Here is a 25,228-nt window from a genome sequence, read left to right as displayed (position 1 = left end):
GGACATCGTGGGCCCACCGTTCTGTTCGGAAACGATATGCCAGGTCACCGGGGGTAATGCAACATAGGCTGCCCTACCTTCACGTTGACCTGCGTAAATGCCCCGGTGACGCGCGTGTGACGCGTTGTTCACATAACAGGCGTTCGTGGCAGGACAGCGTCGAGAACCCTGCCGATGCCGACCTGCGGATCCGTCTGACCGTCGTCCTCACCGTCCGCGGAGGTGAGCCGGTGGAGGATCACCCCGTCGAGGTAGTCCACGACGATCCGGGCGGCGGCCTCCGGGTCGTCCGCCCCGAGCGCCGCGAGGATCCCCGCGCCCCAGTCGCGCAGTTCCCCGCGTCGAGCGCCCACCGAGGCGCGCAATGCGGGGACCGTGGTCGATTCCACGAACAACGCGAGCCTGGCCCTTGTCTTCACGGCGTCCGGCCCGGTCGCGTAGAGCACGTAATCCCGAAGCAGATCCTCGAGGCCCTGCCGGTCGGGTGCCCTGCCCCCGGCCGTGAGGACCGCCAGGTCTCGCCGGTCGGCTTGGAGCAGCCGGTCGAGCACGCCCTCGACGAGAGCGCCGCGGGTCCGGAAGTAGTTCGAGGTCGATCCCGCGGGCACCCCGGCGCGGGCGTCGACCCGGCGGTGGGTCAGGGCGCGCACGCCTTCCGTCCCGAGGACCTCTATGGCGGCATCGAGTACCGCCGCACGCTTGTCGGTCACGGCACCAGCATATGAAATTACTACGGATGTAGTGACATGGCACTACATCCGTAGTAGATTTCGGGCATGTCCACTGAGCACCCAGCCAAGGCGGCGATCCTCGGCGGTGGCATCGGCGGCCTCACCGCGGCGAACACACTGGTGCGGTCCGGCTGGCACGTCGAGGTGTTCGAACGCGCCGAGGGCCTGCCCCCGACCGGCACCACGCTGGGACTGTGGCCCGAAGCCCTGACCGCACTCGAGGTCGCCGGCCTCGGCGGCCGGGCCGAGAAACTCGGCGTACTGCAGAGGTCGGGGTCGCTCCTGCGGTGGGACGGCCGGACCATCGCACACCTCGAGAATCTGCGGCGGTCCGCCGTACTCCTGTCGCGACCACCGCTGCTGAACCTCCTGGCGGACGGATTGCCCGGTGACACAGTGCAGTTCGGTCAGGCCGCGCCTTCGTTGCCCGATCTCTCCGGTTACGACGTCGTCATCGGCGCCGACGGCATCGGCAGTGCGACCCGCGACGCCGTGTTCGGTACCCGCTACCGGCCGGTCTACACGGGCTTCACCGCGTGGCGGGGGTGGGTCGACGGTGCCACCGACTCGCTGAGCGAGAGCTGGGCTCCCGGCTCACTGTTCGGGATCAGCCCACGCGACGGGGAACTCACCAACTGGTTCGCGGCGGTACGCGCGCCGGCCGAGTCGACGGGCGGTGTTCCGGAACTGCGCGAGCGTTTCCAGTACTGGCACCCGGCCGTCGTCGACATGCTCGATCGCCTCGATCCCCCGACGGTGTTGCATCACGACCTGTACGAATCGCCGCCGCTGCCGTCGTACGTCCGCGGGAAGGTGGCTCTCATCGGTGACGCCGCTCATGCCATGGCGCCCAACCTGGGTCGCGGGGCATGCGAGGCGATGGTCGACGCCTCCGTGCTCGCCGTCCTGCTCGCGGAACATCCCGTCGCCGAAGCACTGCAACGCTACGACCGCGCCCGTCGACGTCGCACACAGCGGCTCGTGCGTGCCTCCCGGATGCTTGCGGGCGTAGCCACCGCCACACGCTTCACCTCCGCGCGCAACGCCCTGATCGGCGCCGCATCCAAGCTCGCCTGAGAGCCCGGTTACTCCGAACCGAACCCACGCCACTGCGCTGCGTCGTAGCGTTCGGGCGCATGAGCCCCGAATTGGAAGGACACGGTGGCGACCACGCCGCGGCCGTGGCCCGTGCGCACGGTGTCGAGACGATGTTCACGCTCTCCGGAGCGCACGTCTTCCCCTTGTACGACGCGGTGGTCAAGGGTGAGTCGCGCATGCGGTTGGTCGACGTGCGCCACGAACAGACGGCGGTGTTCGCCGCGGAGGCGACAGGCAAACTCGACCGGCATCCGGGGCTGGCCGTCCTCACTGCCGGCCCCGGCGTCACCAACGGGATCAGTGCCGTCACGCAAGCGCACTTCGCGGGGTCGCCGCTCGTCGTGCTCGGGGGTCGTGCACCCAACGCCCGGTGGGGTACGGGCAGCCTGCAGGAGCTGGACCAGCCTCCCTTGCTGCGTACCGTCACCAAGCTCTCGGAGACGGCGCGGTCCGTCGAGAAGGTCGGCCCGACCGTGGAGGCGGCGTTCACCGCAGCCGAATCCTCCCATCGCGGACCGGCTTTCGTCGACATCCCGATGGACGAGCTGTACGGGCGGGTGAGCGCCCCACGGCCGCGGCAGCCCGTGCGGGTTCGGCTCGAACCGGACGCGGAGGCGCTGACCGAGATCGCGCGATTGCTGACCGCCGCGCAGAGGCCGCTGCTCGTCCTGGGTACCGACGTGTGGGCGGACGGTGCCGAGAACGCCGCGCGATGGTTCGTCGACGAGCTGGGTGTACCGGTGATCACCAACGGCATGGGCCGCGGCATCGTCCCGGGCGGTCATCCACTGCTCGTCACCAAAGCGCGCAGCACCGCGGTCGGCACCTGCGATCTGGTGCTGGTCGTCGGCACACCGCTCGATTTCCGGCTCGGGTACGGACGCTTCGGTGGCCGCGACGGAACGCCGCCCGCCCAGGTGGTGCACATTGCGGACTCCCCCGGTCAGGTGGCGACACATGCCGAACTCGCGGCGTCCGCTTCCGGCGATCTCACGGCGTGCTTCGACGGGATTCTCTCGGCCCTGTCCGCCCGTCCCGATTCACGGGTGTGGGCACAGCGGTTGCGAGATCTCGCGCTCGAGGCCGCCGCGCGGGACTCGGTACTGCTCGCTGCCGACTCGGACCCGATCCACCCAGCCCGCATCTACGGCGAACTCCTGCCGCGTCTGGCCGACGATGCTGTGGTCATCGGCGACGGCGGGGACTTCGTGTCGTTCGCGGGGAAGTTCGTCGAACCGCGCAAACCGGGCTTGTGGCTCGATCCCGGCCCGTACGGATGTCTCGGTGCCGGCCTCGGTGCGGCCATCGCGGCCCGGGTCGCACGGCCGGCGAGTCAGGTGGTGTTGCTGCTCGGCGACGGCGCGGCCGGCATGTCCCTGATGGACGTCGACACTCTCGTGCGTCACGGTCTACCGGTGGTGATCGTGGTCGGTAACAATTCGGCCTGGGGGCTCGAGAAAGGCCCGATGCAGATGCTCTACGGCTACGACGTCGCCGCAGACCTCACCCCCGGCACCCGTTACGACCAGGTAGCAGTCGCGCTGGGTGCCGGGGGTGAGTCGGTCGGCGATCCCCGGGCGATCGGACCTGCCCTGGACAGGGCTTTCGCGTCGGGGATTCCCTATGTCGTGAACGTGCTCACCGACACAGAGGCGACCTACCCTCGCACGACTACGGGAATCTGAACGCCCGTAAACAACAACTGGCCGCAGCGATGAATATCAGCTGCGACCAGAGGTAACGAAAGAATAACGCGGGGCTCTCGAAACCGTAAGTCGCACTTGGGGTGAACTCGGTCACATCGCGGTTCGTTCCCACACTCGGTGGGTACCGAGCAGCTCCAGAACCGCGCTGACGGCATCGGCCGGGCCGGTTGCGGAGACGACACCCGGCGCCGCGACGCCTTCGAACATCGCCAGACCGTCGCCCCAGGCGGCTACCGCCTTGTGGTGACGCAAGGTCTCGTCGGCGAGAATCCGGGCCCGCGGATCGAGTGCAGGGCTCGCGAACAACACCGCGTCGAACTCCACCGAGCGAGCGGTGAGGAACGTGCGAGAGATCGGAACCGTGCCCCCGAGCTTTCCGCCGTGCGGAGCGATGACCAGCGGTACACAATCCGCCCCGTCGATCGCCTGGACGGCAGCCTCGACCTCACCGAGGTCACTTGTGTCGTCGGCGACGATACCGATGATGCGGCCCTGGACCGGCCACGTCTTACCGACCTGCGACAGCGCGGGGCTCGGGGCAGGATCGACGAGTTCGATGGTCGGCGCGGGCGCCTCCAGACCGAGTCCCGCAGCTACCGTCGCGCACAGATCGGCGTCGATGTTGGCGAGGATCTGGAGCTGACGCTCCTTGATCGTCTGCTCGTAGCACTTGCCGAGCTCGAAGGTGTACGCCTCCGCCACGTGCGCTTTCTCCACCTCGGACAGGCTCCTGTAGAACTGACGGACCTGCGAGTAGTGGTCGTCGAAGCTCCGAGCCGCAGCGCGTTCCTTCTGCGCCGCCGGCAGTTCGACGGGGAAGTCGATGAACGCGTCTTCGTCGGCTCCGGCGAAGAACGGGCAGCCACCGTCGAGCGAATTCGGCTTGTACGGCGCCACTCCCTTGTGCACCGCGTGCTGATGGAAGCCGTCGCGCAGCATGTCGTTGACGGGAGCGTGCGGCCGGTTGATCGGAATCTGCCCGAAGTTCGGGCCACCGAGCCGGGTGAGCTGCGTGTCGAGGTACGAGAAGAGACGGCCCTGCAACAGCGGGTCGTCGGTGACGTCGATACCCGACACGAGGTGCCCGGGATGGAACGCCACCTGTTCGGTCTCGGCGAAGAAGTTCGTCGGGTTGGCGTTGAGGACCATGGTGCCGATGATCTGCACCGGAGCGAGTTCTTCCGGCACGATCTTGGTCGGGTCGAGCAGGTCGATGCCCTCGAAGGTCTGTTCCGGGGTATCGGGGAACACCTGGACGCCGAGATCCCATTCCGGGTAGGCGCCCGCTTCGATGGCGTCGGCGAGGTCGCGACGGTGGTAGTCCGGATCGAAGCCGTTGATCATCTGGGCTTCTTCCCACACCAGCGAATGCACGCCCAGGCGGGGCTTCCAGTGGAACTTCACGAGTGAGGTCTCACCGGCATCGTTGATGAGCCGGAAGGTGTGGACGCCGAAGCCTTCCATCATCCGGTACGACCGCGGAATGCCGCGGTCGGACATGTTCCACATCGTGTGCGCGGTGGCCTCGGTGTGGAGCGAGACGAAATCCCAGAAGGTGTCGTGCGCACTCTGCGCCTGCGGAATCTCCCTGTCGGGGTGCGGCTTTCCGGCGTGGATGATGTCGGGGAACTTGATGGCGTCCTGGATGAAGAACACCGGGATGTTGTTGCCTACGAGATCGAAGGTGCCTTCTTCGGTGTAGAACTTGGTCGCGAAACCACGGGTGTCGCGAACGGCATCCGCCGAACCACGGGAACCGAGCACCGTCGAGAAGCGCACGAAAACAGGTGTTTCCGCACCCTTCTTCAGGAAGCCCGCCTTGGTGACCGTGGTCGCTGCGCCGTTGGCCTTGAACACGCCGTGGGCGGCAGCGCCACGCGCGTGGACCACGCGCTCCGGGATCCGTTCGTGGTCGAAGTGTGTGATCTTTTCTCGAAAGTGGTGATCTTGCAACAAGATAGGACCGCGCGGACCGGCCTTGAGCGAATGGTCCGTGTCGGTGAGGCGCGCGCCCTGCGCCGTGGTGAGGAAAGCGCCGCTCTGTGCACGGGCACCGTCCACGTCCACCGGGTTACCCGTGGCCGTCACACCCGCGGGCGCCTGCTGGTCGGGCTTGGCCTCGGGTGGGTCCACAGGCGTGGTCGGCTCGGCCAACTGGGGCTCGAGAGCCGCGGGCGTGCCTGGAATCTTGGGAGGTTTCCCTGCCATATCGACAACTCCGATCGATTGAGCGCAATTGGGTCTCTCGCCGGTTACCCGGCAGGTTTCCGACCAAACGCGCACCCATCGACCGTGCGGTCTCGCTCCTGCGAGCCGCTTCCACTCGGTTCGCTCAGCGGTAGGTTGACGCGCCCCGCATCGTCAACCCTTGGTTGACGCGCGCCTTCTCGGCCCGTTTGCCGCCCGCCCGTTTATCGTCGAGCCCATGACACGACGGGTGAGTGTGTGGGGCGGCGGGTTCTGGCTCAGCGGAAAGACCCGGGAGGCCGCGCTCGACGCGGCCCGTGAACTCGACGATCTGGGCTACGCGCGACTGTGGACGTCGGGAGGATTCGGCGAGGGTGTTCCCCCTGTGTACAGCGAAGTTCTGAACGCGACGACGCGTCTCGGTGTCGCGAGCGGCATCGTCAGCATGTGGCATGCCGAACCGGCCGACGCCGCCGCGACCGTCGCACGGTTCGAGCAGGATCATCCGGGCCGGTTCCTGCTCGGTGTGGGCACCAGTCACGCACCGGTCGTCGATGCGAAAGCGGCGCACACCTACACCAAGCCCTACAGCCACATGGTCGAGTACCTCGATGCGCTCGACGCTGCGGAACCGCCGGTGCCGGCCGAACGTCGTGTGCTCGCGGCCCTCGGCCCGCGAATGCTCGAACTGTCGGCGGTGAGAGCAGCGGGTGCCCATCCGTACTTCGTGCCCGCCGAACACACCGCGCAGGCACGAGAGATCCTCGGAGACGGGCCGATGCTTGCTCCGGAAGTGGCGGTTGTGCTCGAGAGCGACGAATCCACCGCTCGGGGCATCGCCCGCGAATACATGCGCGGCTACCTGTCGCTGCCGAACTACTCGAACAACCTTCGCAGGCTCGGATACTCCGAAGAGGACGTGTCGGGCGGCGGCACCGACAAGCTCATGGACGCTCTCATCCCGTGGGGGGATCTCAACCGCGTTGTCGCCGGCATCGAAAAGCACTACGGCGCGGGAGCAGACGAGGTCGCCATCCAGGTGCTCACTACCGACCAGAGCGCATTCCCCGCAGCCGAGTATCGCCGGCTGGCGGCCGCTCTCATCGAGTGAGCCCGAGCGCTTCGTGTGCTGCGCGTTGTCACCCCGCGCGAACGAATTGCTCCGGGAGCAGAAGGTAGAGACGGTCGACGAGGGCCAGCAGGGCGACCGTGACGCCCGTGACGACGAGCACGCCCAGCGCGAACCCCGAGAGCACGTCGTGCACGTAGTGCACACCCCCGCCGACCCGCGAGAACCCGAGCAGCACCGCCACGGGCGCAACGAGCCAGATGATGCGCGGGGCGGCGAGCACGCAGGCGGTCGCCAGCGACGCGGCGATCACCGAGTGGTTCGACGGCCACGACCAGTCCCCCACCTCGGGGCATTCGAGGACCGTCGCCACGTCGAAGGTCCGGCACGGCCGGGGCTCGGTGATGACCAGTTTGACGAGTTCACTCGTCAGGTATGCCACCACAGCGCCCGCGCCGCCGGCCACGAGGATCCGGAGCGCTCGGTGGTCGTGCAGCCACGACCGGATCGCCAGCACCGAGAACGTCGCGACGAGGACCAGCGGGCCTTTCTCCGCGACGAGACCCACGATCGACGCGAGCGGTGAAGCCTCGATCGCGCGGGCGATCGTGGTGTAGAGCTCTTTGTGAACGGGAACCGCGGCCAGCGCCAGGAACGCCAAGGCGACAGCGGTGAGCAATGCAGGTCGAAGTGTCGTTCGGGACAAGCGCGTACGAACGGCAGGTGAAGACTCCACGAAGCTCATGCCACGACGCTATCGCGGCGCCCGGATGCCACGCGGATCGGCAGGCGACTGCCGCGGCCCGCACGGCGACTCGCATATCTACTTCTGCTCGGTTTCCTCTATGCGCTCGGCCGTCTCCCGCGCGTCCTCCTCGGCGTAAGCCGCGAGCAACTGACGCTCCCTTTCACGCTTCGGGAAGACGAAGAACACGAGCAGAGCACCGAGAACCACGATCACGATCGCGGCCGCATACGCGCGGCTGTCGCCGTCCAGAAAAGCGGTGCGAGCTGCCGACATGATCTGGTCCGCGTACTGCGGGTTTGCCTCCGCGACAAGGAGCGCACCAGCATAGGACTTCTCGAGCGCCGCCTCCGTCTGTTCGCTGATCGACGAGGCGCCCGGGTCGGCGGCGATCGTGGCCGCCCACGAAGCGGTGTATCCCGCCGTGAGCAATCCGCCGAGAATCGACTGCATGATGGCCCCGCCCAGATCGCGCTGCAGATCCGCAGTCCCCGACGCCATGCCCGCCCGCGAGACCGGGACAGAACTCGTGAGCGAGCGGGAGGCAGGCGTTCCCGCCAAGCCGATACCTGCGCCGATCAGCACGAAGACCAGGCCCACCGACCAGTAGTGGGCGTCCTCGTCCCACAGCAGCAGCGCCAGTACCAGCGCGAGCACGATCGGGACGTACCCCGACAACAACGTCAAGCGTGAGCCGTGCGCCTCGACGAGCTTGGCCGACTGCGGTGCCACGATCACCATCACCAGTGCGGCGGGCAATGCCGCCGATCCTGCAGCCAGGGTCGAGTAACCGAGCACGTTTTGCAGATACTGCTGGCTGACGTACATCGCGCCCATCAAGGAGCCGAACACGATGATGCCGGCGACAGCAGCGACCCAGAAAATGCGACGGCGCGCGACCCGCAGGTCGAAGAGAGGGTTCGGCGCCCGTAGCTGACGGAACACGAACACTGCGGCTGTGGCCACGGCGATGACCCCCGCCGATACAGCCGTGGTCTGCATCCCGCTCACCGGCGCGAATGTGATGCCGAGTACCAGTGACCCCACCATCACCACGGACACGATCCCGCCCAGGTGATCGACCGGAACGGTGGACTCGTTGACGTGGCGCGGGACGAACACCACCGTCAGAACGAGTGCGATCAGGGCGAGCGGAATCGTCACCAAGAACACAGATCCCCAGTAGAACCACTCCAGGAGAGCACCGGCGGCGAGTGGGCCGAGGGCGGTGATACCGCCGCCGATCGCGGACCACAATGCGATCGCCCGAGTCCGCGCGGCACCCAACCACAGCGCGGTGATCAATGCCAGCGTCGTCGGGAAGGCCAGGCCGGCCGATATGCCGCCCAATACTCGCGCCAGGAACAGCACATCGGTGTTCGGCGCGGAGCCGGCAAGCAACGAGACCGGCACCGACAACGTCATGCCGATGACCAGCATCCTTTTGCGGCCGTAGCGGTCCCCGATGGCGCCGAGGTAGAGCACCGAGCCCGCCAGGCCCAGCGAATAACCGACGGCGATCAGGTTCAGGTCGGTCTGGCTGGCGTCGAATGCCTTCCCGATGTCGGGCAGGGCAACGTTGGCGACAGCGAGATTCAGATTCGCAACCGCCGCGACGAGGATGAGCGATCCCAGCACCAGCGGCGCTCGGTCGGGCCGATCCCTAGTGGACGGGGGCACAAAAACAGTGTGCGACCGGTGGCGTCGGCTTTGCGGGGTGTTGCGGGAACCCGTTACGCGCAGAAACCCGCCATATCCGCTCCGGAGATGCAAGGAACCGAGAGATTTTGCGAACCGGGCGGTTTGATCGCGACGAAACGGGTATATCCACCTCGGCAAAGAAGCAGTATGGGTTAGTCAACCTCTCGACCAAGTCTCAAGGAAGGACCCGCGCAATGCTCGGACTCGGAATCCTCGGCTGGATCATCATCGGTGGTTTGGCCGGATGGATCGGCAGTAAGGTCATGGGCACTGACGCCCAGCAGGGCATTCTCCTCAACGTTGTTGTCGGTGTGATCGGCGGCCTGATCGGCGGCTTCCTCCTCCAGCTCTTCGGTGTCGATGTCGAGGGTGGCGGCCTGATCTTCAGCTTCCTCACCTGCCTCCTCGGTGCAGTGATCCTGCTGTTCCTCGTCAAGGCTGTCACCGGTCGTCGCGGCGGCGTCCGCCGCTAAGACCTCGGGCTGTTCCGCGAGGCCACGGCGACGAAGCCGTACCTCGAGCGACACACAGCTCACGACCACGAAAATGCCGGACCCGAACGGGTCCGGCATTTTCGTTCTTTCCGCCACACGCCGACGCCGTTTCGTGGCCTGCCACCTCGGGTATTTCCGAAGACATGAGTATCGAAGACGGTCCCGGCGACACCCTCAACCCGAGCGAGGGTCTCGATTCGGACGAAGTACGCAACGACGACGGCGACGAAGTCGTCGACCCGCCCGAAGGGTGGAGTGAAGCAAACAAGTTCGGCACCACCGCCCGAGAAGAAAAAGAAGGTGAGACGCTCGACCAGCGACTCGCCGAAGAAGAACCCGATATCGTGCCCGAACCGCCGCCGGAGACGCCGGTCGCGGTGACGCCCGTCGACCAGTTGACCGAAGACCTCGTGGACGAGGTGATCGACGAAGAAGTGGAAGACGAGGGCACCTTCAAACATGCCGAGGTGGTGGACGGCGTCATCGTCGAAGATTCACGCGTCGACCGTGGTCAGATCGACGGCAGTCCCGAAGACGGGGACTCGATCTTCCCCATCGTGGAATAGCACCGACGAAGACGAGGTCGTGCCACTCGTACCGATAGTTCCGATCACCCTGCACTGAAACGGGTTTCGCGAAAACGGAGCAATCGTACAGAACAGCGGGCCGCCCCCGCAGGTGCCTCAACCCCCGGCGCCCCCGCCGCCGACGAAGTCGCACGCGCTCCGCAATGTCCTGCTGGCGCTGCTCGCGGTGTTCGTGCTGGCAGTCGGCGGATGCCTCGCATTCATAGCTGTCGCGGGGAACGAGGTCAACGAGGCGATCGAATCAGCGGAGGTGGAGGACGCTGCTCCGGGCGGCCCCGACAACCCCCTGACGATCGCTGAGGGGCAGCCGTTCGAGGTCGCCGGATTCCAATATGCGCCCGGATGGTCCGTTACCCAGGACGCACTCGGTGACGTGCAGGTGGAAGGCCTAAGGGTCACCAACAACCGGGATGATTCCGACGCCGCTATCGTAGAGATCAAGTTCATGAACGGAAACGAAGTCGTCGCGTTGGCCAACTGCACGACCGAGCAGATCCCCGTGGGTCAGACCACGTCGCTGAACTGCATCAGTGCCGACGATTTGCCGGCAACGTACGACCGCATCACCATCAACGACACGTTCTGAGCCGATCGCTCGCAGGCACGGCACTGTGCCCACAGCGTCCCGAGTCCGCGCAGGTGACTCGTCGACTCTGCGCAACCCGGGGCTTCACGATCGGTTGCGCCGACTCGAGAGACGACCGAGGTCACGCAGCATGCCGGGCGCACGGCGTGCCATGGTCAGCACTGCCCGGTCGGCCAGAGTGGGGCGAGGCGCCGCCGCCGGCTGGACGAAACGCTCCCCGTTCGTCGCCGCGAACATCCGCACCTGACCGGGGACGCCCTTGAGTCGATGATCACCGAGATCGGTGAAGTCGAGTCCGGCGCCGACCGCGAGATCGCGCACGGTCCGGGAGCACCTCACCTGCCCGGGCCCGGCTGAAGCGGCGATGCGTGCGCCGACATGCACGGTCATCCCTGTCAGCTCGGGACCGGCACGGGTCACCGTCCCGGCATGCACACCGGAACGGACCGACAGTCCAAGGCTCGTCGCAGTCCGGATGATCCGGTGCGCGCATTCGAGAGCGGCCGCAGGACCGTCGAACACACTCAGCGTTCCGTCCCCCGCGAGACCGACCAACCTTCCCCCGCCTGCCTCCACCTCGAAGCGGACCGACCTGTCGTGTGCGGCGAGGAGAGTCGCGAAATGGACGTCACCGACCTCGGCCAGCAGGTCGGTCGAGCGCACGACATCGGTGAAGAGGACAGCGCCCAGGAAGCGATCCGCGTCGACCGGCCTGACGACCCCTGTCGCGAGTTCTTCGACATGGTCGATCACCGGGATCAGCGCCTCACCGAGAGTTGCGCCGGCCGGAATCGGAGGAAGGTCGTGGAACAGACCGTTCGGCACGAGATCGGCTATCCGCCGAACCGCCTCTCGGGCGAACAGGGTGTCGGGCTGGTGCAATGCGACAGTCGGGCATTGGACCGTCGGCAGCACCCACGAGTAGTTCACCTGAAAGGCCCATTCGAGGTGTTGCCGAGCAGTTTCCGGTGTGGCCGAACATCGTTCGAGCAAAGCCATGATGCGGCGGTTGTGTGGACGGTCGAGTGCGGGGTGAGCGAGCGCGGCGAGTTCACCTTGACCCCAGCGTGCATACGCGCGGCGATGGGAGTCGACGAACCGGTCCCTTTCGTCGGACGTCCAACCCGCCGGCGGCCCGTCCTCCCCAGATACCAGCGCCTCGGACCACGGTTGTGCGAGAACAAGTCCGGATATCCGGTCGGGGCGCCGAGCGGCCGCGAGCGCCGCTGCCCCGCAGGTGCTGACCGCTCCGACCATCGTGGCCTGCGCGACACCGGCGTCGTCGAGCACTGCGAGGATGTCGTCCGCCTGCTCCTCGAGTGTCGGGACGTGGTCGACGGGATCGGACAATCCGAAGCCACGGCGCTGGAAGAACAGCGAGCGGGCGAAACTGGAGCAACGTTCGAAGTTGTAGTGCAGATGTGGATCGGTCCACATCAGGTCCGGGTGCATCATGTCCTCGAAGAACCACGCGACCGGGTGGGGTCCTCCCTCCACCACCTGGTACGCCAGTGCGTCACCGTCGCGCTGGATGTATCGCGTCACGGGCGGATCCATGCACACCACGATAGGTGGCGACCCGCCCCCGCCACGATTGAAAACGAGGTCACGATCTCTTTCATGTTCGTGACCTCGTTCTGTGTAGTTCGTGGAACCGCTCCATGTCGTCGACCGGGACCTCGTGCGCCCGCTGAGCGTCGCGGAGCAGGCCGCCCAGCATCCACCAGCGTCGGACGTTCGCCCGGTTCCTGGACATGGCCGCTTCGATGAGAGCGCTGACATCGTCGGCAATGCCGCGGTCGCGTGGGTCGCGGCGTGCGGGCCGTACGCGTGGACGTCAGTGCGGAAGTTCGTGGTTCGCACTTCGCGGACACCGGTCGCCTGGACCCCGCATCGGCCCCGGAGCCGACGTTGCCGGTAGGAACCTACGCGCCTACCGGGTGTGCGGCGCCGACCTGCGCGGCCCGGGTGGAGGACGCGGATCCGTCCTCCGGTTGTACCTCAGCCAACCCCAGATCAACGCCGCCGGGGGCAGCAACAGCACGCGACTCCCCTCGTTCGTCGCCGTCCCACCTGTAGTGGCCGAAAAGGGCACTCGGGGGTCAGATATACACGTAGACGGGGCGAATCGGGTTGGCCAGCAAGCGAAGTTCGTGCGCGACACCGTTCGTGTCGTACTGCACGCAGTCGTGGATCGACACGTAGTGCCCGTCGCCGCGACACTCGATCTTGTGCCTGGCGCCGTACGGGCTCAGGATGATCGGCTTGTGGGCGTTCGCGCCGACCAACGCACCCGGGTCGAACGGGGCGACAAAGTAGTCGGTGCGGTCGCGGATCGCATTGAAGCCGTACGGGTCGTCGGGTGTGTTCGCCGACGCTCCCGACGCTGCTGTCAGCACGGCGCCGAAGGCGAGCGCGGCCGTCACCAGGGTTCGAGTAACCATTCGAGTAAGCACGAGCGTCCTCCTCTGGTGCGGGTGGCCGCACCCTCCCGCTGGTCATCGTTAATCACAATCCGACCGTTACGTTCCGTTCGGTGAAACGTCGCCAGGGTGGTCGGCGCCGACACGGATAGCATCATCGATCTACGGACGAAAACATCCGAAAGCAAGGCTGGTTGTGAGCACCTCCGTCGCCGTCGTCGAACGCGCCGCATCTATTGGATGCACGGTGGCGGCATGATCCTGGGAGACCAATTCTCCCAGTTGGACATTCCGTTGGAATGGCTCGGGGCCTGCGGTGGATCACCGACCACGCCGACGAGCTCGGCGCCGATCCCGATCGCATCGTGGTCGCGGGCACGAGCGCGGGAGGAGGCGCGCCGCCGGTATCACTGATGGTCCGCGACCTCGGCGGGCTTGTGAATCACCGAACAGCTCCTGTGCTGCCCCTGCTCGACCATCGCAACACCAGTACGTCCAGCCGCCCGTACTCGGGCAGACCTTCCGTGCGGACCCGTGAGACCCACGAATTCGCTTGGAACGCAGTCCTGGCCGCGCCCGACATTCCCGGTTTCTCATCGAGCATCGGCTTCGGCGTCCGATAGCGCCGCGCCGCATCCGTTCAATCTGTTTCGCCACAACCGTATCCGAGCGAATCACGCTCACACTTGTACACAGAACGAACCATGACACCCACATCACGGAGACACTGGCGTTTCAGATCCGACTGCTCCGGATACGACGCGCATTCCTACGGGCGGTCACCGAACGAGGATCCACCCGAAGCGACGGCCACGGACCCGGCCTCGCGGCGACGAGACAGAGCGAGCGGCGCGAAGTAATCACACCCTTCCTCGACCTCACCGAAGACCGCTCCTGTGGTCGATGAGGTCGTGGCTAATTCCGATCGGAGCCCACCGGGTGCGGTGCGGCGAGCTCGAGGTCCCATCGAAACGAAAAACGAGGCCCCGATCTCTTTCGAGTTCGTGACCTCGTTCGTCGCAGTTCGTGGAACTGCTTCTGGTGGGCGAAGGGGGACTTGAACCCCCACGTCCCGAAGGACACTGGCACCTGAAGCCAGCGCGTCTGCCATTCCGCCACTCGCCCGAGCAACGCAAAAAACAGTAACACAGCTCCTATTCAAACAACGATTCGCCTGGTCAGGGGCATATCACCGTCTTCCCAACCCTCCGAGAAGGACCGTCTGGAACACGCGCGGGGCGCCGCCGGGTCCAAATGGAGAAAAAGTCGATACCATGCAGTGGCACGATCTGCATCACGACACGCGGAGACCTGAAAGGGGGTCGCAATGGGTATCGCCCAACGATTCGAACGCAAGCTTCAGTCCGCTATCGGCGACGCTTTCGCCCGCGTGTTCGGCGGCGGCGTCGTTCCTCAGGAAGTCGAAGCTGCCCTGCAGCAAGAGGCGACCGACGGCGTCCAGCAGCTCGACCGGGGCCACACGCTGGCACCGAACAAATACGTGATCACCATCAGCGAATCCGACCATGAGGCCCTCGCTGCCGACCGGGACTTGACTGTCAAGGCCTTCGCGCGTCACCTTGATGACTTCATCCGGGAACAGGGATGGCAGACGTACGGTGACATCCATGTCGTCTTCGAGTCGTCGCCGGCACTGCACACAGGGCAGTTTCGGACGCGCGGCTCGGTTGATCCCGATGTGGGGCGCTCAGCGGCGCGCGCCCCGGCTCCGCGGAACCCGCAGAACCGCCCAACAGTGACACCCGAACCAGGAGTTGGCCCCATGACGCAGAACCCCGGCTACGAACCGAGCCGTGACCCCGCCGAGGCGGAATCGCAGTACGCACGCAACGGTCACGCGCACGTCGGCCAGGATCAGCGTTACGCACAGGGCTACAACAACGGCGGGGGTTACGCAGGGAGCCAGGCCTACAGCGACCCGCAGCAGGGTGGCTACGACAGCCCGCCCCAGGGCGGTGGCTACGGCGACCAGGGTGGTTACGACCAGCAGGCCTACAGCGACCAGAACTACGACCCGCAGGGTTACCAGCAGGGCTACTCGCAGCAAGGTGGCTACGAGCAACAAGGTGCCTACGACCAGCAGGGCGGTTACGACCAGCAGGCTTACGGCGCGCAGCCGCAGGCCTACAGCCAGGACTACGGCCGCGACGCCGGCCAGCAGTACGGGCAACCGGGTTACGACGATCGCTACCAGGCCCCGCAGCAGGGCGGCGGTTACGACCAGGGTTACGCCGATCAGGGTTACCAGGCCCAGTCGTACGGCCAGCAGGGTTACGCCGACCCGGCGTACGACCAGGGTTACGCGGGTGGCGGCTACCAGTCCCCCGCTGCCGGTCGCGTGCTGACGGCCACCCTGCAGCTCGAAGACGGCAGCGGTCGCTACTACCAGCTCCGTGAGGGCAGCAACATCATCGGTCGCGGGCAGGACGCGCAGTTCCGCCTCCCCGACACCGGTGTTTCCCGCCGTCACATCGACATTCGCTGGGACGGGCAGGTCGCGATGCTCTCCGATCTCGGGTCCACCAACGGCACCACCGTCAACGGCGCGTCCATCCAGGACTGGCAGCTCGCCGACGGTGACATCGTTCGTGCGGGCCACTCGGAGATCCTTGTGCGCATTCTCTGAGCTGCGGATAACCAGGACCTACGGGGTCCGTCGACACCGTCCGACGCGTGTAATGCGCGTCGGACGCTGTATCGAGTCGACCGTGTCCGTATTGTGAGTGACCGCAGCGAACCGGACGGCAAACGCCGGTCGACCGAGCCGAAGGAGGATGAGCCGTGCAGGGGTTGATTCTGCAACTGACCCGGGCGGGTTTCCTTCTCCTGCTGTGGTTGTTCGTTTGGTCCGTACTGCGCAGTCTGCGGTCGGATATCTACGCGGGAACCGCAAGACCGTTGCCTCGATATTCACCGAAGCAGTCGATGCTTCCGTCGCTGAGCCGGAACAAGACCGCGAAGTATCTCGTGGTGACCCACGGCGCCCTGGCCGGCACCCGGATCACCCTGGGCACCCAGCCCGTGCTCATCGGCCGCGCCGACGACTCGACGCTGGTGCTGACCGACGACTACGCATCGACCCGGCATGCCCGGTTGTCGCCGCGAGGTTCCGACTGGTACGTCGAAGACCTCGGGTCGACCAACGGCACGTACCTGGACCGTGCGAAAGTCACCACTGCTGTCCGCGTCCCTCTCGGTACGCCTGTCCGAGTGGGTAAAACCGTGATCGAGCTCCGCCCGTGACCCTTGTATTGCGTTACGCCGCCCGCAGCGACCGCGGCCTCGTTCGATCGAACAACGAGGACTCCGTCTACGCCGGCGCGCGTCTGCTCGCGCTCGCCGACGGCATGGGCGGGCATGCGGCCGGTGAGGTCGCTTCCCAGCTGATGATCGCCGCGCTCGCGCATCTCGACGACGACGAGCCCGGTGGCGACCTCCTCGGCAAGCTCGATTCGGCCGTCCGCGAAGGCAATGCCTCGATCGCCGATCAGGTGGACGAAGAACCCGAACTGGACGGGATGGGCACCACGCTCACGGCGATCCTGTTCGCCGGAAGCAAGCTCGGGCTCGCCCACATCGGCGACTCCCGCGCCTACCTGCTGCGCGACGACCAGCTCACCCAGATCACCCGCGACGACACGTTCGTGCAGTCGCTGGTGGACGAAGGCCGCATCACGGCCGAGCAGGCCCACACGCATCCCCAGCGTTCGCTCATCATGCGCGCCCTCACCGGCGCCGAGGTCGAACCGACACTCACTGTCCGCGAAGCCCGGGCCGGCGACCGTTACCTGATCTGCTCGGACGGTCTGTCCGATGTCGTGAGCGACGAGACGATCGCCAACACCATGCGCGAGGGCACTCACGACGAGTGCGCCGACCGGCTCATCGAGTTGGCGCTGCGCAGCGGCGGCCCCGACAACGTCACCGTGGTCGTCGCCGACGTGATCGACCTCGACTACGGGCAGAGCAAGCCGATCGTCGCCGGTGCTGCGTCGAACGACGACGACGAGGACGCTCCGCCCCCGAATACCGCCGCGGGACGTGCCGCCGCGATGCGCCCGCCTCGCGCTGTCCCGAAGCGTGTGATCGTGCAGGCGCCCGAGACACCTCCGAAGAGACGCAGCCGATTGTGGTGGCCGCTCGTCATCCTCGCGTTGGTCGCGCTTCTCGCAGTCGGCCTGGTGGTCGGTCGCCAACTCGTGCGCAACAACTACTACGTGGGCGACGACAACGGAGCCGTGACCGTGCTGCGCGGGCTCCCCGGAAACGTATTCGGGTACTCGCTGCAGGAAGCCGCCCTCGTCGGGTGTCTCACCGACGAAGGCGAGCTGACCCTGCGCGCGCCCGGTGACGCGCAGTGTCGCGTCATGCTCGTCGACGACCTCTGGCCTGCCGCTCGCGAACAGGTTCGCGCCGGGTTGCCGTCGGGCAACCTCGAAGACACCAGCGCGCAGATGGCACGCCTTGCCGAGATGGATCTGCTGCCGGTGTGCGCTGTGGAGGAGGCACTGCCGAGCGAACCCGTCCCGGCGCCGCCTGCGACTCCGGCGCCCGGTGTGGACGGCAACGCCGCACCCGCACCGACTGCCGAGACGTCACCGCCTGCGGCGCCACCGGCCACACCTGAACCGGAGGTCGGCGGCCAGCCGGTTCCGGCTCCCCCGTCGGCGACTCCGGAGGTACCGGCGGCACCTCCCGCACCGCCGCAGATACCCGGCCAGAACTGCAGGGTGGGCGCCTGATGTCGGTGACCCATGGCGCGGGGGCCTTTCCGAGTCCCCCGGGTGGCTTCGCTCCGGCACCGGTTCAGTCGACAGGTCGCAACACCGAACTTCTCCTGATCCTGGGTGCGATCGGTATCACCACCGTGTCGCTGATACTCGTCGAGGCGAGCCTTGAGCAGACGATCACTCCCGATCTGCTCAAATACGGCGTCACGTACGCGGTGTTGTTCCTCGTCGCGCACCTCGCGGTACGCCGGTTCGCCAAGTACGCGGACCCGTTCCTGCTGCCGATCGTGGCGTTGCTCAACGGGCTGGGCCTGGTGCTGATCCACCGGCTCGATCTCGCAGACCAGGAGAACGCCCGCTACATGGGGGTGGCGGCGCCGTCACCCGACGCCACGCAGCAGGTCCTGTGGACCGCGCTGGGCATCGGACTGTTCATCCTCGTGCTCGCCTTCCTGCACGACTACCGGCTGCTCGCCCGGTACAGCTACACCCTGGGCCTGATCGGCCTGGTCGCGCTGGCGATTCCGGCCCTGCTGCCCTCACGGTTCTCCGAGGTCAACGGCGCGAAGATCTGGATCAAGCTGCCCGGGTTCAGCATTCAGCCCGGTGAGTTCGCCAAGATCCTCCTGATCATCTTCTTCGCGTCGGTCCTCGTCGCAAAGCGCGACCTCTTCACCACCGCCGGCAAGCATTTCCTCGGCATGGACTTCCCGCGAGCGCGCGACCTCGGTCCGATCCTCGCTGCCTGGGTCCTGTCCATCGGTGTGATGGTGTTCGAGAAGGACCTCGGCACGTCGCTGCTGCTGTTCACCACGGTGCTCGTGATGCTGTACATCGCCACCGAGCGTGTCGGCTGGCTGGTGATCGGCTTCTCGCTGCTCGCACTCGGCTTCTACTTCGCGTACCAGATGTTCGGCCACGTGCGGGTGCGTGTCGAGACGTGGCTCGACCCGTTCGCCGACTACAACAACACCGGCTACCAGATCTCTCAATCGCTGTTCGGCCTCGCGACGGGCGGTGTCGCCGGCACCGGTCTCGGCAGCGGCCGGCCGGTGCAGGTGCCGTTCGCGAAAACCGACTTCATCGTCGCCGCGATCGGTGAGGAACTCGGCCTGATCGGGCTCGCCGCAATCCTGCTGCTGTTCCTGATCCTCATCATCCGGGGCCTGCGCACCGCCCTGGCGGTCCGCGACAGCTTCGGCAAGCTCCTCGCCGCCGGCCTGTCGTTCACCCTGGCGGTCCAGTTGTTCGTGGTGGTCGGCGGCGTGACCAAACTGATCCCCCTGACGGGCTTGACCACGCCGTTCATGTCGTACGGCGGTTCGTCCCTGCTCGCCAACTATCTTCTCCTGGCACTCCTGATGAAGATCTCCCACGCTGCCCGCGAACCCGCGGTTCCCCGAAAGAAGGCCACACCGATCGCCGACGCGCCGACGGAAATGATGGGCCGCGAATGAACGGTCCGCTTCGTAAGGTCGCGATGGCGGTGATGCTCATGGTCGTCGCCCTCCTCGCCAACGCCACGTATGTGCAGGTCATCAATGCCGACAATCTGCGCACCGATCCGCGCAACTCCCGCGTGCTGATCGACGAGTACTCCCGCCAGCGCGGCCAGATCTCCGCGGCGGGGCAAGCGCTCGCCGTCTCGATCCCCACCGACAGCCGCTACAAGTACCTGCGCGAGTACCCGGCGCCGCCGAACCAGCCGATGAGTCCGCTCGCCTACGCGCCGGTCACGGGCTTCTACTCCATGCAGTACGGGAGCACCGGGCTCGAGCGCTCCGAAGATGCGGTGCTCAACGGGTCCGACAACCTGCTGTTCGGGCAGCGGTTATTCGACCTGGTCTCCGGACGCAATCCTCGTGGCGGCAACGTGGTCACCACGATCGACCCCCTGATGCAGCAGGTCGCCTACGACGAACTGACCAGCCGGGGTTACACCGGGTCGGTCGTCGCGATCGAGCCGAGCACCGGCCGGATCCTGACCATGGTGAGCACGCCGAGCTACAACCCCAACCGCCTCTCCGGGCACGACGGTGCCGCCACTTCCGCGGCCTGGGACGAACTCAACGCCGACCCCGACAAGCCGATGCTCAACCGGGCGATCTCGCAGACCTACCCACCCGGCTCGACCTTCAAGGTGGTCGTCACGGCGGCGGCGCTCGAGTCGGGCGTCACCCCCGACACGCAGTTGACCGCTGCCCCGACGATCACCCTGCCCGACACGGCGACCACCCTCGAGAACTACGGCGGTGCCGCGTGCGGCGGCGCGCCGACGGTGACGCTGCGGGAGGCGTTCGCACGGTCGTGCAACACCGCTTTCGTCGAGATGGGCATCGATACCGGACGGGAAGCCCTCGTCGACCAGGCCGAGGCCCTGGGCATCGACGAGAACATGGAGATGCCGCTGCCGGTCGCGCCCAGCACCATCGGTCCCATCCCCGACGGAGCCGCTCTGGGCCAGACGAGCATCGGCCAGCGCGACGTGGCGCTCACCCCACTCGAGAACGCGTCGATCGCCGCGACGATCGCCAACGGCGGCGTGCGGATGGAGCCGTATCTCGTCGAGCGCCTGCAGGGTCCCGACCTCGCCGTCCTCGACGAGACCACGCCTGAATCGCTGGGCCAGGCCATTCCGCCACAGGTCGCCTCGACCCTCACCGAACTGATGGTGGGCGCCGAGAACTTCGCGGGTGGGCAGGGCACGGTTCCCGGTGTCCAGATCGCGTCGAAGACCGGTACCGCGGAACACGGCAGCGATCCCAGGAACACTCCGCCGCACACGTGGTACATCGCGTTCGCGCCGGCGCAGCAACCCACCATCGCGATCGCGGTGATCGTGGAGGACGGTGGCGACCGTGCACTCGCCGCGACCGGCGGCTCCGTGGCCGCGCCCATCGGACGAGCCGTGATCTCGGCCGGGTTACAGGGAGGCTGACATGGCTTTGAGCAGCGGCGCCATGATCGCCGACAGATATCGACTCCAGCGCCTGATCGCCACCGGTGGCATGGGTCAGGTGTGGGAGGGTCTCGACACCCGGCTCGACCGGCGGGTCGCGGTCAAGGTTCTCAAGGCCGAACTCTCCGGCGACGAGGATTTCCTCGCCCGTTTCCGGTTCGAGGCACGTACCACGGCCCAGCTCAACCACCCGGGAATCGCCGGGGTCTTCGACTACGGCGAGACCACCGACACCGAGGGTCAGTCCATCGCCTACCTGGTGATGGAACTGGTCCACGGTGAGCCGCTCAACGCTGTGTTGTCGCGGGTGGGCCGCTTGTCGCTCCCCCACGCCCTGGACATGCTCGAGCAGACCGGGCGCGCGCTCCAGGCCGCGCACAACGCCGGCGTCGTGCATCGCGACGTCAAGCCGGGCAACATCCTCATCACCCCGACGGGTCAGGTGAAGATCACGGACTTCGGCATCGCGAAGGCTGTCGACGCGTCGCCGGTCACCCGCACCGGAATGGTGATGGGCACGGCCCAGTACATTGCGCCGGAGCAGGCGCTCGGCCAGGAGGCGACGTCGGCGAGTGATGTCTACTCGCTGGGCATCGTCGGCTACGAGGTGCTGTCGGGCCGCCGTCCGTTCCTGGGCGACAGCGTGGTCACGGTGGCGATGAAGCACGTCCAGGAGACGCCGGCTCCGCTGCCGAACGATCTGCCGCCCGAGGTGCGTGAGCTCATCGGGATCGCGATTTCGAAGGACCCGTCGCAGCGGTATTCGAACGGCAGCGAGTTCGCCAACGCCGTGGCCGCGGTCCGTTCCGGTCGGCCCGCGCCGCCGCCCGGCAATGTTCCGCCGGTGACCAGCGCAAACCGTGTGCTGCCGCCAGGGGTGCCCGGCACCGGGGCACCGACCGCGGCGACCCGCGCGCTCGACCCGAACCAGTACTACTCTCCGACCGCCTACACCCAGCCGCAGACCGGCGCGATGCCACCGACGGCCGGACAGCCCCCGGTTTCGGGACCGCCGACCACGGGCGGGTCATCCGGTGACGGCGGCGATGGCAGGCGCGCACCGAGCCCGACCGCTCTGGCGTGGGCCGCGGGTGCGGCGATCCTGCTCGCTCTCGTGACGCTGGGCATCGTCTTGTTCGGTGGGAAGGACGAGGGGACGCAGACCCCCGGGCCATCGCCGACCACACAGATCACGACGACGGCCCGTCCCACCACGACGACCACCCGGCCGCCGCGGACGACCACCGCCGAGCAGCCTGCGCCCGCGCCGGCTCCGGTGGAGACGCCGACCTTCGACGCGCCCACCCCCACGACCACCGTCCCGCCCACCACCACGGTGCCGCCGACGACGGAGGCGCCCACCACGACCGTCCCCACCACGACGACCGCGCCACCCGCAACCACCACGACCACGGTGACGGTGCCGGCTGCCGGCGAAACCGACGGTGAGGCGGACGGAGACGCCGACGGCGGGGCCCCAGATCCCGAAGCCAGCAACGGTACGAACAACGCACCGCCGGACACCCAAGGAACGTCATGACCACACCGCGCAAGCTCTCCTCTCGGTACGAGCTGGGTGAGATCCTCGGCTTCGGCGGCATGTCCGAGGTGCACCTCGCGCGGGATACAAGGCTCGGCCGGGACGTGGCGATCAAGGTCCTGCGCGCGGACCTCGCCCGCGACCCCACGTTCTACCTGCGTTTCCGTCGTGAAGCCCAGAACGCGGCGGCCCTCAATCATCCCGCGATCGTCGCGGTCTACGACACGGGCGAAGCCGAGACCGACGCCGGGCCACTGCCGTACATCGTCATGGAGTACGTCGAGGGCGACACCCTGCGCGACATCGTGCGCCGGGACGGCCCGATGGCACCGAAGCGCGCGATGGAGGTCATCGCCGACGTCTGCGCCGCACTGGACTTCAGCCACCGCAACATGATCGTGCACCGGGACGTCAAGCCCGCCAACGTCATGATCAACAAGGCCGGCGCCGTCAAGGTCATGGACTTCGGCATCGCCCGCGCGCTCTCCGACGCCGCCAGCCCGATGACGCAGACCGCCGCCGTGATCGGCACGGCCCAGTACCTTTCGCCCGAGCAGGCTCGCGGCGAGCAGGTCGACGCGCGCTCGGACGTGTACTCCGTCGGATGTGTGCTCTTCGAGATCCTCACCGGCGAACCCCCGTTCAAGGGTGACTCGCCCGTGGCGGTGGCGTACCAGCACGTCCGGGAGGATCCACCGCTGCCGTCGTCCGTCAATCCGTCGATTCCGCCGGAGCTTGATTCGGTCATCCTCAAGGCGATGGCGAAGAACCCCGCCAACCGCTACCAGTCGGCCGCGGAGATGCGCAGCGACCTGATCCGGGTGCTCAACGGTCAACGACCCAGCGCTCCGATGGTGATGACCGACGAGGACCGCACCACCCTCCTCGACTCGGCGGACACGAACCCCGGACGCCACGCACGGGTGGCACCGACCGTTCCGGCGGGCAACGGGCCGGGCGACGACGACTCGGGCGGCGGCGGATCGATCGCCAAGCGGGTACTGTTCGGCATCGTCGCGCTGGTGGTGGTGGGCATCGTCGGTGTGTTCCTGTGGTCGCTCGGTCCCGGTTCGACCGCCGCCCAGGTCGCGGTCCCCGACGTGCGCAACCTGAGTTCGGAGGTCGCGGAGGCCCAGTTGCAGGACGCCGGTTTCCGGGTGTCCATCCAGCAGAAGAACGACCCGGTGGTAGCCAAGGGCAACGTCATCAACACCCGTCCCGTGCCGGGTACGCAGGCCGAAGAGGGTTCGACGGTGACGCTCGAAGTGTCGAGCGGGCCGGAGCAGGTGCAGATTCCGCGCCTCAGCGGGATGACGCAGCAGCGAGCCGCGCAGGAACTCGCGGCCGTGGGCCTTCGTCTCGGTTCGGATGTGCAGCGGGCACCCTCGGAGGCCGACGACGAGGATCTCGTGGTGAGTCAGAGCCCCGCGGCAGGTGCGAGCATCGAGCGCGACGGCGAGGTCACCATCACGCTGGGATCCGGCCCGGAACAGGTGCGCGTCCCCAACGTGGTCGGCCAGGCCACCTCGGTGGCAACCGGCAACATCGAAGGCGCAGGCTTCGAGGTCGTCGTCGAGGAAGTCGACTCGAGCGAGCCCGACGGCACGGTTGTCTCGACGTCCCCGGCGGGCGGCGCATCCGCCGCCCAGGGCTCGACGGTGACGATCAAGGTCTCCAACGGCGATCGCATCGAGATGCCGGTGGTCACCAACCGCTCGGTCTCGGAGGCGTTGTCCGCGCTGCGGAGCGCCGGATGGACCGGCTCCGCGTCCGATCTCGTGCAGACCCGGGAAGCGACACTCTCGCCCGACCTGGTGGGCACCGTGATCACGCAGGCGCAGCCTCCGGGCTCGGAGATCTCCAAGACCCAGACCATCACGATCGGCGTCGGCGTACTCGGAATCCGCTGATCGTCACCGCCTGACGAGAAAGGTCCCGGACATTGCGTCCGGGACCTTTCCTCGTCGAGGGGTCGAACAGGTCAGGCAGCGCCACCGTCGAGCGCGCGAGCCATTTCGGCCTCGAGCTGCGCGACAAGCTCTTCTTCCGGCGCCTCACCGCAGATGCCGAGCCAGTTCGCGAGCATCCGGTGACCACCCTGTGTGAGCACCGATTCGGGATGGAACTGCACGCCGTGGATCGGCAGCTCTGTGTGGCGCAGCGCCATGATCACACCGCTCTCGGTGTGACCGGTCGCCTCGAGTTCGGCGGGCATGGTCTCGGGAAGCACGGTCAGCGAGTGGTAGCGGGTGGCGGTGAACGGACTGGGAAGGCCCGCGAGGACACCGGTGTCGTTGTGCCGCACCACACTCGTTTTGCCGTGCAGCAGTTCCGGCGCTCGGTCGACCGTCGCGCCGAAAGCGACACCGATCGACTGGTGACCCAGGCACACGCCGAGCAGCGGTGTGCTCGTCTCGGCGCACGCCTTGACGAGGTCGATGCTGACTCCTGCGCGTTCCGGGGTGCCCGGGCCGGGGCTCAGCAACACTCCGTCGAACTCGTCGGCGACGCGGGCCAGTGCGCCCGGAGCGGTGAGCCGTTCGTCGTCGTTGCGCCACACTTCGGCCTTCGTGCCGAGCTGGCCGAGGTACTGGACCAGGTTGAAGACGAAGCTGTCGTAATTGTCGACGACCAGGATGCGCATGCCATGA

General features: G+C 67.0%; 21 protein-coding genes and 1 tRNA gene. 14 read left to right on the top strand and 8 right to left on the bottom strand.

Annotation, left to right across the window (positions count from 1 at the left end):
• Positions 1-128: 128 nt before the first annotated feature.
• Positions 129-710 carry a TetR/AcrR family transcriptional regulator gene (locus tag RDCOP1_RS13200; protein ID WP_072701204.1) on the bottom strand — a complete coding sequence of 194 codons (582 nt, stop codon included), beginning with the start codon at positions 708-710 and terminating at the stop codon, positions 129-131.
• Positions 711-776: 66 nt separating this feature from the next.
• Here RDCOP1_RS13200 and RDCOP1_RS13195 point away from each other — a divergent pair, with 66 nt between their 5' ends.
• A complete protein-coding gene (locus RDCOP1_RS13195) occupies positions 777-1,808 on the top strand; it encodes an FAD-dependent monooxygenase (protein WP_072701202.1) in 1,032 nt (343 codons plus the stop codon).
• A 59-nt stretch (positions 1,809-1,867) separates the two neighbouring features.
• Positions 1,868-3,514: an acetolactate synthase gene (locus tag RDCOP1_RS13190; RefSeq protein WP_072701200.1), complete on the top strand. Its 1,647-nt coding sequence runs from the start codon at positions 1,868-1,870 to the stop codon at positions 3,512-3,514.
• Between the two features lie 111 nt (positions 3,515-3,625).
• Here the strand turns inward: RDCOP1_RS13190 and RDCOP1_RS13185 are convergent, their stop codons facing one another.
• Positions 3,626-5,743, bottom strand: a complete 2,118-nt coding sequence (locus RDCOP1_RS13185) for a catalase (protein ID WP_072701198.1) — start codon at positions 5,741-5,743, stop codon at positions 3,626-3,628.
• A gap of 217 nt (positions 5,744-5,960) precedes the next feature.
• Here RDCOP1_RS13185 and RDCOP1_RS13180 point away from each other — a divergent pair, with 217 nt between their 5' ends.
• Positions 5,961-6,833 (top strand): TIGR03620 family F420-dependent LLM class oxidoreductase, encoded by an 873-nt coding sequence (locus RDCOP1_RS13180; RefSeq protein WP_072701196.1) that lies wholly within the window; start codon positions 5,961-5,963, stop codon positions 6,831-6,833.
• A gap of 28 nt (positions 6,834-6,861) precedes the next feature.
• Here the strand turns inward: RDCOP1_RS13180 and RDCOP1_RS13175 are convergent, their stop codons facing one another.
• Together RDCOP1_RS13175 and RDCOP1_RS13170 are read right to left on the bottom strand one after the other, a co-directional pair.
• Positions 6,862-7,536 carry a phosphatase PAP2 family protein gene (locus RDCOP1_RS13175; protein WP_084722601.1) on the bottom strand — a complete coding sequence of 225 codons (675 nt, stop codon included), beginning with the start codon at positions 7,534-7,536 and terminating at the stop codon, positions 6,862-6,864.
• A gap of 78 nt (positions 7,537-7,614) precedes the next feature.
• Positions 7,615-9,216, bottom strand: coding sequence for an MFS transporter (locus RDCOP1_RS13170; RefSeq protein WP_072701192.1), 1,602 nt, complete (start codon positions 9,214-9,216; stop codon positions 7,615-7,617).
• A gap of 215 nt (positions 9,217-9,431) precedes the next feature.
• On the opposite strand from RDCOP1_RS13170, the gene RDCOP1_RS13165 reads away from it, so the two are divergent.
• The 3 genes from RDCOP1_RS13165 to RDCOP1_RS13155 all read left to right on the top strand — a co-directional run bounded on the left by RDCOP1_RS13165 (position 9,432) and on the right by RDCOP1_RS13155 (position 10,904).
• Entirely contained in the window at positions 9,432-9,710 is a 279-nt protein-coding gene (locus tag RDCOP1_RS13165) for a GlsB/YeaQ/YmgE family stress response membrane protein (RefSeq protein ID WP_072701190.1), read from the top strand.
• Positions 9,711-9,874: 164 nt separating this feature from the next.
• Entirely contained in the window at positions 9,875-10,297 is a 423-nt protein-coding gene (locus tag RDCOP1_RS13160; protein WP_072701188.1) for a hypothetical protein, read from the top strand.
• Between the two features lie 112 nt (positions 10,298-10,409).
• The gene (locus RDCOP1_RS13155) at positions 10,410-10,904 is read left to right on the top strand and encodes a hypothetical protein (RefSeq protein WP_072701186.1); all 495 of its coding nucleotides are present in this window, start codon (positions 10,410-10,412) and stop codon (positions 10,902-10,904) included.
• An 84-nt stretch (positions 10,905-10,988) separates the two neighbouring features.
• On the opposite strand, the gene RDCOP1_RS13150 is transcribed toward RDCOP1_RS13155, so the two are convergent.
• Both RDCOP1_RS13150 and RDCOP1_RS13145 read right to left on the bottom strand, forming a co-directional pair.
• On the bottom strand, positions 10,989-12,461 hold the full coding sequence (locus RDCOP1_RS13150) for an adenylate/guanylate cyclase domain-containing protein (protein WP_072701184.1): 1,473 nt from the start codon (positions 12,459-12,461) through the stop codon (positions 10,989-10,991).
• 545 nt (positions 12,462-13,006) lie between these two features.
• A complete protein-coding gene (locus RDCOP1_RS13145; protein WP_072701182.1) occupies positions 13,007-13,348 on the bottom strand; it encodes a hypothetical protein in 342 nt (113 codons plus the stop codon).
• Positions 13,349-13,626: 278 nt separating this feature from the next.
• Between RDCOP1_RS13145 and RDCOP1_RS13140 the strand changes: the two genes are divergently transcribed.
• Positions 13,627-13,950, top strand: a complete 324-nt coding sequence (locus RDCOP1_RS13140; RefSeq protein ID WP_072701180.1) for an alpha/beta hydrolase fold domain-containing protein — start codon at positions 13,627-13,629, stop codon at positions 13,948-13,950.
• A 416-nt stretch (positions 13,951-14,366) separates the two neighbouring features.
• On the opposite strand, the gene RDCOP1_RS13135 is transcribed toward RDCOP1_RS13140, so the two are convergent.
• A tRNA-Leu gene (locus tag RDCOP1_RS13135) sits at positions 14,367-14,452 on the bottom strand.
• Positions 14,453-14,654: 202 nt separating this feature from the next.
• On the opposite strand from RDCOP1_RS13135, the gene RDCOP1_RS13130 reads away from it, so the two are divergent.
• The 7 genes from RDCOP1_RS13130 to pknB all read left to right on the top strand — a co-directional run bounded on the left by RDCOP1_RS13130 (position 14,655) and on the right by pknB (position 24,487).
• Complete coding sequence (locus RDCOP1_RS13130) at positions 14,655-15,974, top strand: FHA domain-containing protein (RefSeq protein WP_072701178.1); 1,320 nt, start codon at positions 14,655-14,657, stop codon at positions 15,972-15,974.
• A 155-nt stretch (positions 15,975-16,129) separates the two neighbouring features.
• The gene (locus tag RDCOP1_RS13125) at positions 16,130-16,591 is read left to right on the top strand and encodes an FHA domain-containing protein FhaB/FipA (RefSeq protein ID WP_072701176.1); all 462 of its coding nucleotides are present in this window, start codon (positions 16,130-16,132) and stop codon (positions 16,589-16,591) included.
• Positions 16,588-18,090 carry a PP2C family protein-serine/threonine phosphatase gene (locus RDCOP1_RS13120; RefSeq protein WP_072701174.1) on the top strand — a complete coding sequence of 501 codons (1,503 nt, stop codon included), beginning with the start codon at positions 16,588-16,590 and terminating at the stop codon, positions 18,088-18,090. Before RDCOP1_RS13125 ends, RDCOP1_RS13120 begins: the two co-directional genes overlap by 4 nt.
• Positions 18,090-19,535, top strand: a complete 1,446-nt coding sequence (locus tag RDCOP1_RS13115; protein WP_072701172.1) for an FtsW/RodA/SpoVE family cell cycle protein — start codon at positions 18,090-18,092, stop codon at positions 19,533-19,535. The genes RDCOP1_RS13120 and RDCOP1_RS13115 overlap by 1 nt, the downstream gene beginning before the upstream one ends.
• Positions 19,532-21,016, top strand: a complete 1,485-nt coding sequence (locus tag RDCOP1_RS13110; RefSeq protein ID WP_072701171.1) for a peptidoglycan D,D-transpeptidase FtsI family protein — start codon at positions 19,532-19,534, stop codon at positions 21,014-21,016. Before RDCOP1_RS13115 ends, RDCOP1_RS13110 begins: the two co-directional genes overlap by 4 nt.
• A gap of 1 nt (position 21,017) precedes the next feature.
• Positions 21,018-22,577 carry a serine/threonine-protein kinase gene (locus RDCOP1_RS13105; protein WP_072701169.1) on the top strand — a complete coding sequence of 520 codons (1,560 nt, stop codon included), beginning with the start codon at positions 21,018-21,020 and terminating at the stop codon, positions 22,575-22,577.
• On the top strand, positions 22,574-24,487 hold the full coding sequence (pknB, locus tag RDCOP1_RS13100; RefSeq protein WP_072701167.1) for a Stk1 family PASTA domain-containing Ser/Thr kinase: 1,914 nt from the start codon (positions 22,574-22,576) through the stop codon (positions 24,485-24,487). The genes RDCOP1_RS13105 and pknB overlap by 4 nt, the downstream gene beginning before the upstream one ends.
• Before the next feature lie 71 nt (positions 24,488-24,558).
• On the opposite strand, the gene RDCOP1_RS13095 is transcribed toward pknB, so the two are convergent.
• A complete protein-coding gene (locus RDCOP1_RS13095; RefSeq protein ID WP_072701165.1) occupies positions 24,559-25,221 on the bottom strand; it encodes an aminodeoxychorismate/anthranilate synthase component II in 663 nt (220 codons plus the stop codon).
• Between the last annotated feature and the right edge of the window lie 7 nt (positions 25,222-25,228).

The organism is Rhodococcus coprophilus NBRC 100603, from assembly GCF_001895045.1.
In the GTDB taxonomy this organism is placed as follows: Bacteria; Actinomycetota; Actinomycetes; order Mycobacteriales; family Mycobacteriaceae; genus Rhodococcus; species Rhodococcus coprophilus.
The sequence above is the reverse complement of the archived record's forward strand: the minus strand, read 5'-3'. Positions and strand labels throughout refer to the sequence as shown.

Excerpts from the sequence above, each read along its gene's own strand:
- RDCOP1_RS13195 (WP_072701202.1), top strand. The coding sequence starts at position 777 with ATGTCCACTGAGCACCCAGCCAAGGCGGCGATCCTCGGCGGTGGCATC.
- RDCOP1_RS13190 (WP_072701200.1), top strand. The coding sequence starts at position 1,868 with ATGAGCCCCGAATTGGAAGGACACGGTGGCGACCACGCCGCGGCCGTG.
- RDCOP1_RS13185 (WP_072701198.1), bottom strand. The coding sequence starts at position 5,743 with ATGGCAGGGAAACCTCCCAAGATTCCAGGCACGCCCGCGGCTCTCGAG.
- RDCOP1_RS13180 (WP_072701196.1), top strand. The coding sequence starts at position 5,961 with ATGACACGACGGGTGAGTGTGTGGGGCGGCGGGTTCTGGCTCAGCGGA.
- RDCOP1_RS13175 (WP_084722601.1), bottom strand. The coding sequence starts at position 7,536 with ATGAGCTTCGTGGAGTCTTCACCTGCCGTTCGTACGCGCTTGTCCCGA.
- RDCOP1_RS13165 (WP_072701190.1), top strand. The coding sequence starts at position 9,432 with ATGCTCGGACTCGGAATCCTCGGCTGGATCATCATCGGTGGTTTGGCC.
- RDCOP1_RS13160 (WP_072701188.1), top strand. The coding sequence starts at position 9,875 with ATGAGTATCGAAGACGGTCCCGGCGACACCCTCAACCCGAGCGAGGGT.
- RDCOP1_RS13150 (WP_072701184.1), bottom strand. The coding sequence starts at position 12,461 with ATGGATCCGCCCGTGACGCGATACATCCAGCGCGACGGTGACGCACTG.
- RDCOP1_RS13145 (WP_072701182.1), bottom strand. The coding sequence starts at position 13,348 with ATGGTTACTCGAACCCTGGTGACGGCCGCGCTCGCCTTCGGCGCCGTG.
- RDCOP1_RS13140 (WP_072701180.1), top strand. The coding sequence starts at position 13,627 with ATGGCTCGGGGCCTGCGGTGGATCACCGACCACGCCGACGAGCTCGGC.
- RDCOP1_RS13130 (WP_072701178.1), top strand. The coding sequence starts at position 14,655 with ATGGGTATCGCCCAACGATTCGAACGCAAGCTTCAGTCCGCTATCGGC.
- RDCOP1_RS13115 (WP_072701172.1), top strand. The coding sequence starts at position 18,090 with ATGTCGGTGACCCATGGCGCGGGGGCCTTTCCGAGTCCCCCGGGTGGC.
- RDCOP1_RS13110 (WP_072701171.1), top strand. The coding sequence starts at position 19,532 with ATGAACGGTCCGCTTCGTAAGGTCGCGATGGCGGTGATGCTCATGGTC.
- RDCOP1_RS13105 (WP_072701169.1), top strand. The coding sequence starts at position 21,018 with ATGGCTTTGAGCAGCGGCGCCATGATCGCCGACAGATATCGACTCCAG.
- pknB (WP_072701167.1), top strand. The coding sequence starts at position 22,574 with ATGACCACACCGCGCAAGCTCTCCTCTCGGTACGAGCTGGGTGAGATC.
- RDCOP1_RS13095 (WP_072701165.1), bottom strand. The coding sequence starts at position 25,221 with ATGCGCATCCTGGTCGTCGACAATTACGACAGCTTCGTCTTCAACCTG.